The 15408-nt window shown below is 68.6% G+C and carries 13 protein-coding genes; 12 read left to right on the forward strand and 1 reads right to left on the reverse strand.

Translation table 11 applies throughout. From position 1 onward, the window contains the following. Positions 1-13 precede the first annotated feature (13 nt). The 12 genes from H3H55_RS34310 to H3H55_RS34365 all read left to right on the forward strand — a co-directional run bounded on the left by H3H55_RS34310 (position 14) and on the right by H3H55_RS34365 (position 13972). A complete protein-coding gene (locus H3H55_RS34310) occupies positions 14-1279 on the forward strand; it encodes a pilus assembly protein TadG-related protein (RefSeq protein ID WP_129518229.1) in 1266 nt (421 codons plus the stop codon). 12 nt (positions 1280-1291) lie between these two features. Continuing rightward, a complete protein-coding gene (locus tag H3H55_RS34315; protein ID WP_129518228.1) occupies positions 1292-1825 on the forward strand; it encodes a TadE/TadG family type IV pilus assembly protein in 534 nt (177 codons plus the stop codon). Then, positions 1822-2265 (forward strand): TadE/TadG family type IV pilus assembly protein, encoded by a 444-nt coding sequence (locus H3H55_RS34320; RefSeq protein WP_193102637.1) that lies wholly within the window; start codon positions 1822-1824, stop codon positions 2263-2265. The genes H3H55_RS34315 and H3H55_RS34320 overlap by 4 nt, the downstream gene beginning before the upstream one ends. A 22-nt stretch (positions 2266-2287) precedes the next feature. Beyond that, positions 2288-3505: an AAA family ATPase gene (locus H3H55_RS34325; protein ID WP_193102638.1), complete on the forward strand. Its 1218-nt coding sequence runs from the start codon at positions 2288-2290 to the stop codon at positions 3503-3505. Positions 3506-3524: 19 nt separating this feature from the next. Then, the gene (locus tag H3H55_RS34330; RefSeq protein ID WP_129518225.1) at positions 3525-4892 is read left to right on the forward strand and encodes a CpaF family protein; all 1368 of its coding nucleotides are present in this window, start codon (positions 3525-3527) and stop codon (positions 4890-4892) included. Positions 4893-4925: 33 nt separating this feature from the next. Beyond that, positions 4926-5903, forward strand: a complete 978-nt coding sequence (locus H3H55_RS34335; protein ID WP_193102639.1) for a type II secretion system F family protein — start codon at positions 4926-4928, stop codon at positions 5901-5903. A gap of 36 nt (positions 5904-5939) precedes the next feature. Beyond that, entirely contained in the window at positions 5940-6914 is a 975-nt protein-coding gene (locus H3H55_RS34340; RefSeq protein WP_193102640.1) for a type II secretion system F family protein, read from the forward strand. A 400-nt stretch (positions 6915-7314) separates the two neighbouring features. After that, positions 7315-7803: a hypothetical protein gene (locus H3H55_RS34345; protein ID WP_193102641.1), complete on the forward strand. Its 489-nt coding sequence runs from the start codon at positions 7315-7317 to the stop codon at positions 7801-7803. A gap of 202 nt (positions 7804-8005) precedes the next feature. Then, positions 8006-9901: a protease modulator HflK gene (gene hflK, locus H3H55_RS34350; protein ID WP_193102642.1), complete on the forward strand. Its 1896-nt coding sequence runs from the start codon at positions 8006-8008 to the stop codon at positions 9899-9901. Between the two features lie 56 nt (positions 9902-9957). Further along, complete coding sequence (hflC, locus tag H3H55_RS34355; protein ID WP_193102643.1) at positions 9958-10995, forward strand: protease modulator HflC; 1038 nt, start codon at positions 9958-9960, stop codon at positions 10993-10995. Beyond that, positions 10992-12035 carry a protease modulator HflK gene (hflK, locus tag H3H55_RS34360; protein WP_193102644.1) on the forward strand — a complete coding sequence of 348 codons (1044 nt, stop codon included), beginning with the start codon at positions 10992-10994 and terminating at the stop codon, positions 12033-12035. The genes hflC and hflK (H3H55_RS34360) overlap by 4 nt, the downstream gene beginning before the upstream one ends. Further along, positions 12032-13972: a heavy metal translocating P-type ATPase gene (locus tag H3H55_RS34365; protein ID WP_193102645.1), complete on the forward strand. Its 1941-nt coding sequence runs from the start codon at positions 12032-12034 to the stop codon at positions 13970-13972. The genes hflK (H3H55_RS34360) and H3H55_RS34365 overlap by 4 nt, the downstream gene beginning before the upstream one ends. Positions 13973-14115: 143 nt before the next feature. Here the strand turns inward: H3H55_RS34365 and H3H55_RS34370 are convergent, their stop codons facing one another. Next, positions 14116-15378, reverse strand: coding sequence for a serine hydrolase domain-containing protein (locus H3H55_RS34370; protein ID WP_193102646.1), 1263 nt, complete (start codon positions 15376-15378; stop codon positions 14116-14118). Positions 15379-15408 lie beyond the last annotated feature (30 nt).

The raw sequence follows: 15408 nt of genomic DNA on the forward strand, positions 1-15408 counted from the left end.
CAGGGAGAACGCCATGTCCAGCGCAACTCGCTATCCGAAAGTCACCCGTCGCGGGCTGCATCGCCAGCGCGGCGCCGTCGCGATCATCGTCGGTCTCGCGCTGGCGGTGATGATCGGGTTCGTCGGTCTCGCGCTGGACCTCGGCAAGCTGTACGTCACGCGCAGCGAACTGCAGAACAGCGCCGATGCGTGCGCGCTGTCGGCTGCGCGTGACCTGACTTCGGCGATCAGCCTGTCGGTTGCCGAAGCGGACGGCATCGCCGCCGGCCATCTCAACTTCGTGTTCTTCCAGAACAAGTCGGTGCAGATGCTGACGAATGCGAACGTCACGTTCAGCGATTCGCTGACCGATCCGTTCCTGCCGAAGAATTCCGTCACGACGCCGGCGAACATGAAGTACGTGCAATGCACCGCGACGTTGAGCAACATCGCGCACTGGTTCATCGAGGTGCTGAACGTGCTGCCGGGCACCAAGCTCGCGAACGCGGCGGAAGTGTCGGCGAGCGCGATCGCAACCGTCGGCGGCGGCCAGACCGCCTGCGCGATTCCGGTGTTCGTATGCCGCGCGACGGGCGCGCCGTCCTACAACGTCGGCGACTGGATCACGTCGCCGTCCGGTTCGTCCTACGGGCCCGGCAACTTCGGCTGGGCGGCGCTCGACGGCTCGACGAACGAACCGACCATCGCGGGCGAGCTGTCGGGCAACACCTGCAATATCACGAGCCCACCCGATCTCGGCAGCACGGGCCTGAAGTCGGCGTCGCTGCGCGCCTGGAATACGCGCTTCGGCATCTATACGAACGGCGCGAACGGCTCGAGCGGCCAGCCCGACTTCACCGGCTACGCGTATGTCGGCCCGAACTACGGGCCGCCGGGAACGGCGGGTATCAAGGGCGACGCGTACACGCAGTTCGTGACCGACCGCACGGCCTTCAAGTCCTACCAGGGCGACGGCGCGCCGCCGGCGGGCAGCGGGATCGCCACCAACGGCACCGTGACCGCGAGCAACTACCAGACCTATGGCGGCGACCGTCGTGTCGCGCTCGCGCCGGAAGGCGACTGCTCGTCGCTGAAGGGCAGCAGCGGCAAGGTGCACGTCACGCAATGGGATTGCGTGCTGATGCTCGATCCGTTGCCGTTCAGCCCCGGCAGCGGCGGGGTCATCGCCCACCTCGAGTACCTCGGCTCGTCGGTATCCGGCAACAATCCGTGCGCGACGCACGGGTTGCCCGGCGACGGCAGCGCGTCCGGGGTCCAGGTGCCGATGCTCGTTCAATAGGGAGAGGCGATCATGAAAAAGCCCCCGTTTCGTCGTTCGCGCACCCGTGGCGTTGCCGCCGTCGAGTTCGCGCTCGTGCTGATCCCGATGGTCACGCTCGCGACCGGCGTGGCCGAGTTCGGCCGCGCGATCTACCAGTACGAGACGCTGACCAAGGCGACGCGCGACGCGGCGCGCTACCTGTCGATCTGGCTGCCGACCGACAGCGCGTATCCGGTGTCGGCGGCGCAGTGCCTCGTCGTGTACGGCAGCACGACCTGCGGCGCGTCCGGCACCGAGCTGGTGCCGGGGCTCACGACGTCGATGGTGACCATCTGCGACGCGGCGCATACGACCGGCTGCAGCGACGCGTCCGACCCGTCGCAGTTCTCGAACCTGCCGACCTACGACGCGAGCAACAACGCGGCGAGCGGCACGGCGACGGGTGCCATCAACGTCGTCGAAGTGAAGGTCAAGGGCTACAAGTACCAGCCGATTCCCGCGTACCCGGGGCTGTCGACGATCACTTTCGGCAACATCATCACCGTGATGAGGCAAGTGTCATGAACGCGCGCCCCTTCCCCCTGTCGCGCCGGCGCGGCCAACGCGGCTCGACGATCGTCGAGTTCGGGCTGATCGCGTCGGTGCTGATCATGCTGCTGATCGGCATCTTCGAATTCGGCCGCGTGCTGTTCTACTGGAATACCGCGAGCGAGGCCGTGCGCCTCGGCGCGCGCACGGCGGTGGTCTGCGACGTGAATGCCGCCGGCGTCGCGAAGCGCGTGACCGCGCTGTTGCCGCTGCTGTCGAGCGCGAACGTGTCGGTGAACTACACGCCGGCGAACTGCACCGTGAGCACCTGCGCGTTCGTGACCGTCAGCGTCACGAACGTCACGGTGAAAACGATGATCCCGTTCGTGAACGTCACGGTGACGATGCCGCCGTTCACGACCACGCTGCCGCGCGAAAGCCTGACTTCCGCGACCGGCGGCAACGCTTGCAACTGATCGAACAGACGAGGCACACGACATGATCAATATCCTCGTAGCTTCCGACGATACCGCGCGACTCACGCAGATCGCGCGCCTCGTGGCCGACAGCGGACGTTATCGCGCGACGCGCGCGACCGGCCGCCCGTCGCAGATCGAGCATCGCACCGACGGGCTCGACGCGTTCGACATCCTGCTGGTCGACGGCACGTCGCTCGACCCGTCCGACCCGTCCGAGCTGGCGGCGATCGAGCGGATCTGCCGCGCGCATGCGGGCCTGACCTGCATCCTGGTGACGGCGGATGCGTCGCCGCACGTGCTGCTCGACGCGATGCGCGCCGGCGCGCGCGACGTGCTGCAGTGGCCGCTCGATCCGCAGGCGCTCGGCCGCGCGCTCGAGCGTGCCGCCGCGCAAAGCACGCGGTGCGACACCGACGATACGCGGATCGTGTCGTTCATGTCGTGCAAGGGCGGGGCCGGCACGAGCTTCGCGGCCAGCAACGTCGCGTTCGAGATCGCGGAAGGCTTCAAGCGCCGCGTGCTGTTGATCGACCTGAACCAGCAGTTCGCCGACGCGGCGTTCCTGGTCAGCGACGAAACCCCGCCGTCGACGCTGCCGCAGCTTTGCGCGCAGATCGAGCGGCTCGACAGCGCGTTTCTCGACGCGAGCGTCGCGCACGTGACGGAGAACTTCCATGTGCTCGCGGGCGCCGGCGACCCGGTCAGGGCCGCCGAGATGCGCGAGGACGCGCTCGAATGGATCCTCGGCGTCGCCGCGCCGCGCTATGACTTCGTGATCTTCGACGTCGGCGTCGGCATCAATCCGCTGTCGATGGTCGCGCTGGATCGCAGCGACCAGATCCAGATCGTGCTGCAGCCCGCGATGCCGCACGTGCGCGCCGGCCGCCGGCTGCTGGAGATCCTCGTGTCGCTCGGCTACTCGACCGACCAGATGCGGCTCATCGTGAACCGCGCGACGCGCGCGAGCGACCGGACCCGGACCGCGCTCGAGGAAGTGCTCGGCCTGCAGGCCGCCTGCACGATTCCCGACGACGCCGAGACCGTGCTCGAAGCGATCAACCAGGGGCATCCGGTGTCGCGGCTCGCACGCAGCACGGCGGTCGCACGCGCGCTGCAGGCCTGCGCGAAACAACTCGTCGACGGGGGAGTGCGCGCCGGGCACAGCGCGGCGCGCAGCGAACCGCTGATGTCCCGGCTGTTCGGCCGCAAGGCCACGCCGAAACTCAAGTCCATGTAACTCTTTCGGGGAAACCATCATGTCATTGCGCGAACAGATGTCGTTGCACCGGACGGCCCCGCTGGCGACGGGCAGCGAACCGGCGGGCCCGGCCCATTCGTCGGTACGCGACGCGTACCAGAAGCTGCGCCGCGAAATTCACCTGGCCGTGCTCGAACGCGTCGAGCTGGAGCGCCTGTCGCGGATGCCGCCGGAGCAGGTCCGCCAGGAAATTTCCGCGCTGATCTCGCGGATCCTCGACGACGAGCGGATGCCCGCGAACGACATCGAGCGGCGCCAGCTCGCGATCGACGTGTACGACGAGATGTTCGGTTTCGGGCCGCTCGAAGCGTTGCTGCGCGACCCCGGCATCTCCGACATTCTCGTGAACACGTACCGGCAGGTGTACGTCGAGCGCTGCGGCCAGCTGGAACTGACCGACGTGACGTTCTACGACGACGCGCACCTGATGAAGGTGATCGAGAAGATCGTGTCGCGCGTCGGGCGCCGCATCGACGAATCGAGCCCGATGGTCGACGCGCGGCTGCCGGACGGCTCGCGCGTGAACGCGATCATCCCGCCGTCGGCGATCGACGGGCCGCTGATGTCGATTCGGCGCTTCGCGGTCAACCCGCTGAAGATGGACGACCTGGTCCGCTTCCACAGCCTGACGCCGCCGATGGCGGAGCTGCTCGACGCGCTGTCGCGCGCGAAGGTGAACGTGCTGGTGTCGGGCGGCACCGGCAGCGGCAAGACGACGCTGCTCAACATCCTGTCCGGCTTCATTCCGCGCAACGAGCGGATCGTGACGATCGAGGACGCGGCCGAACTGCAGCTGCAGCAGCCGCACGTGCTGCGGCTCGAGACGCGCCCGCCCAACATCGAAGGCAAGGGCGAGATCACGCAGCGCACGCTGGTGCGCAACGCGCTGCGGATGCGGCCGGACCGGATCATCCTCGGCGAAGTACGCGGCGCCGAAGCGCTCGACATGCTCAACGCGATGAACACCGGCCACGAAGGCTCGCTCGCGACGATCCATGCGAACACGCCGCGCGACGCGCTGACGCGGCTCGAGAACATGATCAGCGTCGCCGGCCTGACGCTGCCGCCGAAGACGATGCGCCAGCAGATCGCGTCGGCGATCTCGGTGGTCGTGCAGGCGGCGCGGCTCACCGACGGCAAGCGCAAGATCGTCAGCATCCAGGAGTTGACCGGGATGGAAGGCGACATCATCAACATGCAGGAGATCTTCACGTTCAAGCGCACGGGCGTGGACCGCGACGGCTCGGTACGCGGCCACTTCTGCGCGACCGGTGTGCGGCCGAAGTTCGTCGAGCGGCTGCAGGCGTTCGGCATCAACCTGCCGGATTCGCTCTACGACCCGTCCCAGCGTTACGAGACGAACTGACGGCCGGTCGCCGCTTGCTCCCGGGGAGGCTTCATGAACACGATCTTTTATGCCTTTGTGATTCTCACCTTCGTCGCGGTCGTGCTCACGATCGAAGGCGTCTATCAATGGTGGAACGCGCGGCACGGCAGCGCCGCGCGCCGGATCGAATCGCGCATTCGCGCGATGTCGGCCGGCGGCAACGTGCAGCAGGAGCGGCTGTCGATCCTCAAGAAGCGGATGCTCGACGACTCGAAGCCGTTCGATCGCATGCTGCTGCGTATGCCGCGCGTGCATCGGCTCGATCTGGTGATCCAGCAATCCGGCCTCGACTGGACGCTGCCGAAGTTGATCGTGCTCAGCACGGCGTTGCCGGCATGCACGTGGCTCGCGCTGAGCTTCGCCACGCTGCCGCAGATCGCCGTGCTGCCGGTCGCGCTGCTCGTCGCGTGCATGCCGATGATGTACGTGATGCGCCGCCGCGCACGCCGCATGCTCAAGCTCGAACGGCAGTTGCCGGACATCTGCGACATGATCGCGCGCGCGCTGCGTTCCGGGCATTCGTTCACGGGCACGCTCGGGATGGTCGGCGACGAGTTTCCCGATCCGATGGGCGGCGAATTCCGGATCACGTTCGACGAGGTCAACTACGGCGTGTCGCTGCACGACGCGCTGATGAACCTCGCGACGCGCGTGCCGGTGCAGGATCTCCGCTATTTCGTGATCGCGGTGCTGATCCAGCGCGAGACGGGCGGCAACCTGGCCGAGCTGCTCGACAGCATCGCCGCGCTGATCCGCGAGCGCTTCAAGCTGTTCGACAAGGTGCGCGTGCTGTCCGCGGAAGGGCGGCTGTCGGCGTGGATTCTCGGGCTGCTGCCGTTCGGCACCGCGGCGGTGATGGCACTGCTGAACCGCGAGTTTTTGTCGGTGCTCTGGGAGGATCCTGCCGGGATCAGGATGGTCGGCGGGATGCTGGTGTCGATGCTGTTCGGTCTGTTCTGGATCCGCCGCATCGTCCGGATTCGCGTCTGACGCACCAATCGATTAACGAACCGTTGCGAGGCTGTCATGCAAAACCTGAGCGTAGTCCAGGCCGTGATGCTGGGCGGCTTGTTCATCTTCGTGGCCGGCGGCGCGCTGGTGGCGATGCTGCTGTTCGCGCCGCGTAATATCCAGCGCCGGATCCAGCAGGCCGGCGGGGCCGGGGCGGGGGCCGTCGCGGGCCCGGGCGGCGGCGACGACCTGGCGTCGCGCTGGGTCGCGAAGCTGGTCGATCTGTCCACCCCGATCTCGAAGCTGTCGGTGCCGAAGGACGGCTGGGAGAATTCGCCGCTGCGCATCCGGCTCATGAATGCCGGCTGGCGCGACCAGAGTGCGGCCGCGCTGTATTTCACCGCGAAGACGCTGCTCGCGCTCGCGTTGCCGTGCACGGCGCTGCTGGCGCTGATCACGACGGAAATCGGCAACGAGCGCGAGCTGCTGTCGGTCATCCTCGTGGCACTGGCCGGGATCGGCTACTACATCCCGAACGTCGTGCTGTCGCAGCGGGTCAAGGTGCGCCAGCAGAAGATCTTCGAGGATTTTCCGGACGCGCTCGATTTGCTGACGGTGTGCGTCGAGGCGGGGCTGGGGCTCGATGCGGCGCTGATGAAGGTGAGCGAGGAATTGCGGTTTCGCAGCGAGGTGGTCGCGAGCGAACTCGACCTGCTGCTGCTCGAGATGCGCTCCGGCTTCACGAAGGAAACGGCGCTGCGCAATCTTGCGCTGCGGACCGGTGTCGAGGACATCGAATCGTTCTGCGCGATGCTGATCCAGGCAGACCGTTTCGGCACGAGCATCAGCGAATCGCTGCGCGTGCTGTCGGACATGCTGCGCACGCGGCGGCGGATGCGCGCGGAAGAGCGCGCGGCGAAGATCGCGCTGAAGCTGTTGTTCCCGCTGATCTTCTGCATCTTTCCCGCGCTGATGCTCGTGCTGCTCGGGCCGGCGATGATTCACGTGTATCGCGTGCTGCTGCCGACGTTCGTTGGCGTCACGCAGTGAGCGGAGGGGGTGTCGATAAGAAATTTGCATGCCGGCCCTGAAGCACCCGCCGGCCGGCACGGCAACAGGCTTCATGGAGGCTTCCTCCCCAGGCGGCACCGCGAGACAGGTTGACCATAGCGGCGTCAATGCATCCTGGACCCATGGTCGGCCATGGAACAAGCCGTAGTCCACCGCCTTTTCGGCTGCCCCCTACTGCTAACCTGAATGCCGGCGAAGTTTGCCGGCATCGCGTTTTGGGCGATGACGCGGAGGTCGCGGATCGCGACCGGTGTTTGCGCGGTGTCACGGACGCGATCGCGGCGATGACAGGATCGGCGCCGCGCTATAGCATGGTCGGCAATCACGGCGCGGCGCGCGCCGTTCCCGGTCGGGAGACGACAGGAAAACCATGCCGACGTTGACGATCGAACCGCTGGAGCCCGACGAGCGGGTGCGGCTGCGCGGCACTAAAGGCGGCGGCCTGTGGCTCGTGGCACTGTTCATTGCGTATCCCGCCATCCCGGTCGGCTGTGCGTTCCTCACGCATTCGTTCCAGTATCCGCTCATGACACTGGCAGGGATCGTACTGGTGATCGCGGCAGCGTGCCTGACCGTGTTCGTGATCTACCGGTGGAGCGAACACAAGGTATCGCTCGACCTGAAAGCCAACCGCAAGTTCGTGCTCGACACCACGATCGCCCGGCTCGACGAGCGGTATTTTCGCGGTATTTCGAGCTTCTATCTGAACGTCGCCGACGACGGTCCCGATGTGCCGCGTCGACGGTTCCAGATCGACAAGGCCGTCCATGACCAACTGCGCAAAGGCGAACGCATCCGCATAAGCTTCGTACCGGTTTCGGGCCGCGTGCTGGAGATCGAATCGGATTCGTACCGGTGCCGAATCTGAATCCGGGATGATTCGACGCGCGAGACCACCGACGGTCGCGTTGCTCGCAAGGTGGCGGAAAGGTTCGATCCCCGCGACTGTTTCGTCCATCGCGTCAATCGCATCGATACCTTGAGTTTCATCATTCGCCGCGCTACATTGCCGCTCGCAGAATTCCGCGCGGACACCTGCGCACCCTGTAACGCGTACGTAAGGATCCCCGATGGGGCAACAGGCGGAAGGCAACGACGACATTCCCGGCAGCCCGGCCGGCCGCGACGCACTCGTCGCGGTTGCAGGGGCCGCCGCGTTGCTGGTCGCCGCGCTCGGCACGCTGAGCGCCGTCGATGTCCTGCCGGCCGACCTGCGCTGGTGCGCGCCGCTCGCGAGTGCATGGTGCAACGTGTTCGTCGTCGCGATCGGCGTGCTGTTCGCTGGCCGTGCGCGCCGCCACCCGCCGGAAGAGTCGGCAGCGAGTCTGCTCGCCGACTGGCTCGGCAGTGCGTTCCGCCGCAAGCAGGAGCCGGAACATCACGACAACCCGTGGCCGGCAATCGCCGCCGCGATCGACTGGCGGCCGTGGGCCGTCACGGCAGGCGCCGCGCTTTCCGTCGCGCTGGCCATGCTCGCGTGGCAGCCGCCGTCGCCCGTCATGCTGATTCGCGCGATGGCTGCGCCCGAACCCACGCTCGCGGCCGGCGCCGCGTGTATCGTCCTTGCCTTTCTTACGCTCGTCAGCGAACGCCATCACGCGGCGGCCGCAAGCGGCTCGGCGGTGGCGGCGTCGCTCACGCGCGTGCTGCGCGTCGCGCTCGTCACCGCGCTCGCGGGTGCCGTGGCCGCCGCATGGTTCGCCTTCCAGCACCGCGCGGCAGACGGGCTCGTGCATGCCGTTGCATTGCTCAACGCAGCCGTCGCCGCCGAACTGGCGATCCGCGGCGTGCTGTCGTGGTTCGCGGTGCCGCGCGGCGCCGTCGTGCCGACCAGCGCGATCGCCGGCTTGCTGAGCCGGCGCCCGGCGCCGTTTGCGTCGCTCGGCGCCGAACTGCGTCATCGTTACGGCATCGATCTGCGGCAAAGCTGGGGCTGGCGCAGCTTCGTGCGGCTGCTGCCCGGCGCGCTCGGCGCGACCGCAGCGTGCGCGTGGCTGCTCACTGCCGTGGTCGTGCTGAACCCGGAGCAGCGCGCGGTCTATGAACGTTTCGGCGCGCCGGTCGCGGTCTGGCAGCCGGGCCTGCATATTGGCCTGCCCTGGCCGTTCGGCCGCGCGCGCATCGTCGACAACGGCGCCGTGCACCAGGTCGCGATCGCGGGCAGCGCGAACGACGGCGGTGCCGACGCGCGTGCCGTGCTCGCCGACGGCCCGACGCCCGAGCGCCTCGATCGCCTGTGGGATGTGCCGCATCCGTGGGACACCACGCAAGTGATCGCCGGCGCGAACGGCGACCGCCAGAACTTCCAGATCGTCAACGCCGATGTGCGGGTCGATTACCGTCTCGGGCCGACCGATGCCGATGCCCGTGCCGCGCTCTATCGCACGATCGATCCGGAAAGCACGGTGCGCGTGAGCGCGAATCGCGAACTGGTTCATTACCTCGCGTCGCATACGCTCGAATCGCTGCTCGAAACGAATCAGGCCGCGATGGCCGACCATCTGAAGCGCGCGATCCAGCAGCAGCTCGACCAACTGCAGAGCGGTGTCGACGTGATCGCCGTCGTGATCGAGAGCGTGCATCCGCCGACCGGCGCGGCGGCTGCTTTCCACGACGTACAGGCCGCACAGATCCGCGCGCTGGGCAGCGTCGCGCAGGCGCGCGGATTCGCGGCCGGCCTGCTCGGCGACGCACAGCAGCAGGCGCTCGTCCGGGTCGCGCGGGCCGAAGCGCAAGCGGGCGACACGCTGGCGTCGGCGCGCGTGCAGCGGATCGATTTCGACGCCGATGTGGTCGCGTACCGGCTCGGCGGTCCCGCGTTTCCGTTCGAGTATTACCTCGACCGGCTGCAACGCGGGCTGCGCAACGCGCGCATGACGATCATCGACGACCGGCTTGCCGACGGCACGCGCGCGACCGTCGATCTTCGCAATACTCCTGCCGGCGATCTGGCCGGCATTCATTGACATGTCGCGGCGATTTTCGCGCGGGCGGCGCGTGACGCCGCACCCGGGGTGACATCGTGAGTCTGTTTCATTCGCACGCGCATGATCATGCGCATCACGGCCACGGCCACGACCACCACGCGCATCATGGCGCGCCGCAGCCGCCCGGCGCGTTCCGCCTGCGTGTCGCCATCGCGCTGCTGTGCGTGCTCGTCACGCTCGCGGTCGCGAGCTTCGTGCAGGTGCGTGCCGGCGAGGCATCCGTGATCACCCGCTTCGGGCGGCCCGTGCGCGTGCTGCTCGAACCCGGACTGGCATGGCGCCTGCCTGCGCCGATCGATGCGGTGACGCCGGTCGACCTGCGGCTGCACACGACGTCGAGCGGGCTGCAGGACGTCGGCACCCGCGACGGACTGCGCATCATCGTCGAGGCCTACGTCGCGTGGCGCGTGCCGGCCGATGCGCGCGACATCGGGCGTTTCATGCGCGCGGTCGGCAACGAGCCGGACGAAGCGGCGCGGCAGATCCGCTCGCTCGTCGGTTCCGCGCTGCAGACGACGTCCGCCGGCTACGACCTCGCGTCGCTCGTGAATACCGACCCGGCGCAAGTGAAGATCGGCGAATTCGAGGACGCGCTGCGCCGCCAGATCGACGCACAGCTTTATGCGGCCTACGGCGTGCGCGTCGCCCAGGTCGGGCTCGAGCGGCTCACGCTGCCGGCGGTCACGCTCGCCGCGACGGTCGACCGGATGAGCGCGGAACGCGAGACCGTCGCGGCGCAGCGCACCGCGGACGGCAATCGCGAGGCTGCGCAGATCCGCTCGGACGCCGAGCGCGACGCCCGCATCGCGCTCGCCGATGCGAACGTGAAAGCGGCCGACCTCGAAGCGCAATCGCGCAAGGACGCCGCCGACATCTACGGCAAGAGTTATGCGGGCAACCCGCATCTGTACACGATGCTGCGTTCGCTCGATACGCTGAACGCGGTGGTCGGCACCAATACGAACCTGATCCTGCGCACCGATGCGGCGCCGTTCCGCGTGCTCGTGCAGGGCCCGGCCGACGCGTCGGGGCAGGCCGCACCGGCGCCGAAGGCGCACAAGGCCGCACGATGAGCGTCTCGTCCGCGCCGCCGCTCGGGCCCGGCGCCCAGGCCGTGCGCCTGTCGTTCTGGTTCGTCGCCGCGCTCGCGGTGCTCGCCGCGTGCGCGTGGGCCGGCTCGAACATTCGTCGGATCCCGGCGGACAGCCGCGCCGTGGTGATGCGCTTCGGCGCGCTCGTGCGCACCCAGGACGCCGGGCTCGTGATCGCATGGCCGCAGCCGTTCGAGTCGGTCCTGCTCGTGCCGGGCACCGCGCGCGTGCTCGAGCAGAAGATCCGCTCGCTCGACCGCGATCCGCGCGCACTCGCGCCGTCCGCAGCGGGCATCGCGCGGCTGTCCGACGCGCTCGCCGGCTCCGGCTACGTGCTGACGGGCGACGGCGGTGCCGTCGCGCTGAGCGCGGTCCTGTATTACCGGGTCAGCGATCCGTACGCGTATGTGCTGCAACGCGGCCGTCTCGACGCGGCGCTCGAGCGGATCGTGTCCGCGTCGGCCGTCGAGGTCGCGGCCACCCGCGATCTCGACGCGATCCTGGTCGCGCGGCCCGAACAGCTGGCCGCCGACCGGCAGATGGCCGCACGCCGCGAACGGTTGCGCGGCGATCTCGCCGACGCGATTGCGCGGCACCTGCGCGCGCTCGACGCGGCGCACGCGGGGCTCGGCGTCGAAGTCGCGCGCGTCGATGTGCAGCCCGCGTTTCCCGGCGCGGCGGCCGATGCGTTCAACTCGGTGCTGACGTCGCTGCAGCTCGCCGAGCGGACCATCGCCGAAGCCCGCACCGCCGCCGAACAGCGGCGGCAGGACGCGCAGCAGGACGCCGACCGGATCGTCCAGGACGCGCAGGCCCGCGCGGCCGAACGCGTCGCGACGGCGCAGACCGATACGCTGGAAATCCGGCAGCTCGATGCGACGCTGCGCGAGAACGGCGATCCGGGGCTGCTGGCGCGGCTTTATCGCGATCGCGTGCAGCGCGTGCTGTCGAAAGCAGGGCGCGTGACGACGATCGATCCGCGCGACACCTCGAACCTGATCCTGCCCGGAAATGCCCGATGAATTCGATCGCCGAACCGGCCGTGCAGCCGGAACCCGCACCCGCCGCGACGGTGTACGCGCTGTCCACCGACGAACGTCGCACGATCACGCGGCAGATCGCACTCGCGCTGCTCGCGGGCGGCTTGCTCGCGCTGTCGTTCGCGTGGCGTGCGTTGGCGGCCGGCGGCGACACGCTCGCGCAAGTGCTTGCCGCGCTCGCGTCGCTGATCGTCGCGGGGCCCGTGTTTGCGAGCGCATGGCACAGCCTGCGCGCGCCGAGCCTGCACGGCGTGACCGATCGCCTGATCGCGCTCGCGATGCTGGCCGCGTGGGCGATCGGCGACATGACGACGGCCGCGTTGCTGCCGATCGTGATGACGTTCGGGCATGCGCTCGAAGAGCGCAGCGTGCTGGGCTCGCAGGAAGCGATCCGTGCGCTGGGCCGGCTGACGGCCGGCCGGGTGCGCCGCATCGGCCCGGACGGCAGCGTCGACGAAGTCGCTTATGACGCGCTCCGCGCGGGCGATCGCATCGAAGTGGTGGCCGGCGCGCGCATTCCGGTCGATGGTGTCGTGTATGCGGGCATGTCGAGTGTCGACAACGGGCCGATCACGGGCGAATCCGTGCCGCTCGACGTCGACGAAGGCAGCGCCGTTTATGGCGGCGCGCTGAATCTCGACGGCGTGCTGCGCATCGAGGTCACGCACACCGGCAAGGATTCGACGCTCGGCAAGATCATCGCGCTGATGCAGCACGCGGAGCAGGCGAAACCGCCCGTCACGCAGGTGCTCGAGCGGCATATGGGCGCTTATCTCGCGCTGGTCCTGCTGATCGCGGCGATCGTCTGGTTCACGTCCGCGAACGCGCCGGCGATGCTCGCGGTCATCGTGGCCGCGTGCCCGTGCGCGCTGGTGCTCGCCGCGCCGTCCACGGCCATCGCGGGAATCGCGGTCGGCGCACGGCACGGCATTCTGTTTCGCAATGCCGCGTTCCTCGACAAGATCGCCGAGGTCGACGCGCTCGTGATCGACAAGACGGGCACGCTCACTCGCGGGGAACTGCAGGTGCGGCAGGTGTGGCTGCAGCCCGGCATCGACGGCGCCCGGGCGCGCGCGCTGGCCGCGCGGCTCGGCGAAAGCAGCGCGCATCCGGCGAGCCGTGCGCTCGTCCGCCACGCGGCCGCGTCGGGCCTCGCGGGCGCCGCCGTCGCGCCGTTCGAACGGACCCGGGAATTGCGCGGGCTCGGTGTGGTCGCCGACACGCCGGACGGTACCGCGGTGCTGGGCCGGCCCGCGCTGCTCGCCGATCATGTCGGCGCGATGCCGCCGCCTCCCGACGGGTTCGACGGGCCGCTCGTCGGCGTCGCGCTCGACGGGCGGCTGCTCGCATGGTTCGGCTTCGCCGACACGCTGCGGCCCGACGCGCATGACGCGCTCGCCGAACTGCGTGCGCTGGGCCTCGCGCGGCAGACGCTGCTGACGGGCGATCTCGAGCCGGTCGCACGCAAGGTCGCGGCCGAAACCGGCATCGAGACGGTGGTCGCGCAGGCGTTGCCGCACGACAAGCTCGACTACGTGATGCGCGAGATCGGCGCCGGCCGGCATCCGCTCGTCGTCGGCGACGGGCTGAACGACGTGCTGGCGATCAAGGCCGGTTCGACCAGCATCGCGATGGGCGAGCATGGTGTGGACATCGCGGTCGCGTCGGCCGACGTCGTGCTGCTGGGCGACGACCTGCGGCGGATTCCGACCTGCATCCGCCTCGGCCGTCAGTGCCGGCGCACGGCGACGACCAACGCGGCGATCGGACTCGCGTGGACGCTCGCGGTGATCGCGCTGGCCGCGACCGGCGTGCTCGGCGCGGTGTGGGCCGCGATCCTGCACAACGTCGGCACGTTCATCGTGATCGCCAACGCCGGCCGGCTGCTGCGGATCGACGAGCCCGTTCGCGCCGCTTGAACGAAAGCGTCGCGCGTGCCGGATGCGATGCGCGGCGATCGATCGCCGGCGTCACTGGGCTCGGCGCGGGGCAAGAACGATCCGAAGTGCCGCTTCACACCGGCGGCGCACGCGGCGAAGCAGGTCGGGGCCGCTTTACCGCCTTACGGCCGTCCCTCGCTGGGCACTTCCGCGGCCTTGCTGAGTTCACCCATGACGATCTGCGCGATCACGTTGGCCGGTGCGCGCCCGTCGGGTGCGGCCGCCGTGGTCGCCCACGTGACGATCGTCGTTTGCGTTACCGGGTCGTAGCCCATGAAGGTATTGAAGCCCGGTATCTCGCCCGTGTGCCCGTAGAACGTGCCGAATTTGGCCAGACCCATGCAGTAGCTGGGCGACATCGGGTCGGACGGATTGAGCGGCGTGCAACTGGCGAGCCGTTGCGCCTGCAGATCGGCGTTCAGGTAGCCGCCGCCGACCATCCGCTGCACGTAGGCGGCCAGTTCCGTCACGGTCGACATGCCGGAGCCGGCCGTCCACGCCCACGACGTATTCACGTTGGTCACGTCCGTCGGTTGCAGCGTGCCGTTGTTCGCGGCCGCCTGGCGTTCGGGCGACAGCGCGTCGCTGTCGGTCGTCTCCGCATTGGTGCCCCATTGATAGCCCAGCGGCGCGGGCGCCGGCAGCGCCGTATTCTGCTGCGGCGGGAGGAACGTATTGGTCAGACCGAGCGGCGCGAAAAGACGCGCGTTCATTGCATCGGCCGCGCTCATGCCAGTGAGCTGCTCGATGATGAGCCCGAGCAGCACCGTGTTCGTGTTCGAGTAGCGAAAATCGGCGCCCGGCGCGAAATAGACCGGCTGGCCTTCGGCGATGTCCAGCAATTCCGCCGTGGTCCATACCTTGTCCGGCTGCGAATCGAGCGTCTGGTTGAACGCGAGACTGGTCGAGTAGTTATAGAGGCCGCTGCGCATCGTCAGCAATTGCCCGATCGTGATCGTATTGCCGTTGGGGACGTTGGCAACGTACTTGCCGACGGTGTCGCTCAAGCTCAGCCTGCCTTCCTGTACGAGCTGCAGGATCACGGTGCCGGTCCACGTCTTCGTCACGCTGCCGACGCGAAAGTGCGCGTTCGTCGGGATCGGCGTGTTCGTGCCTCGCACGGCCGTTCCAAACGATTCAAGCCAGTTGCCCTGCGGCGACTGCACATAAACGACCGCGCCGGACGTCATCGTGTTCGCGAGCAATGCGTTGATCTGCGGGCGCGCCTCGTTGGCGAACGCCGGCCCGCTGGACGTCGGCGAACTGTCGCCGCCGCACGCGGACAGGGCGATGCCGACGATCGCGACCGGTGCGAAGGCAACCATGCCGTGCACCAGCCCTTTCGCCGCGCTCGACACGAACCGGGAGAGTGCTGAAGTAGTCATCGCGCGGCCCTCCGTGTGCGTGACGGACAT

It is taken from the genome of Burkholderia sp. Z1 (genome assembly GCF_014893795.1).
In the GTDB taxonomy this organism is placed as follows: domain Bacteria; phylum Pseudomonadota; class Gammaproteobacteria; order Burkholderiales; family Burkholderiaceae; genus Burkholderia; species Burkholderia theae.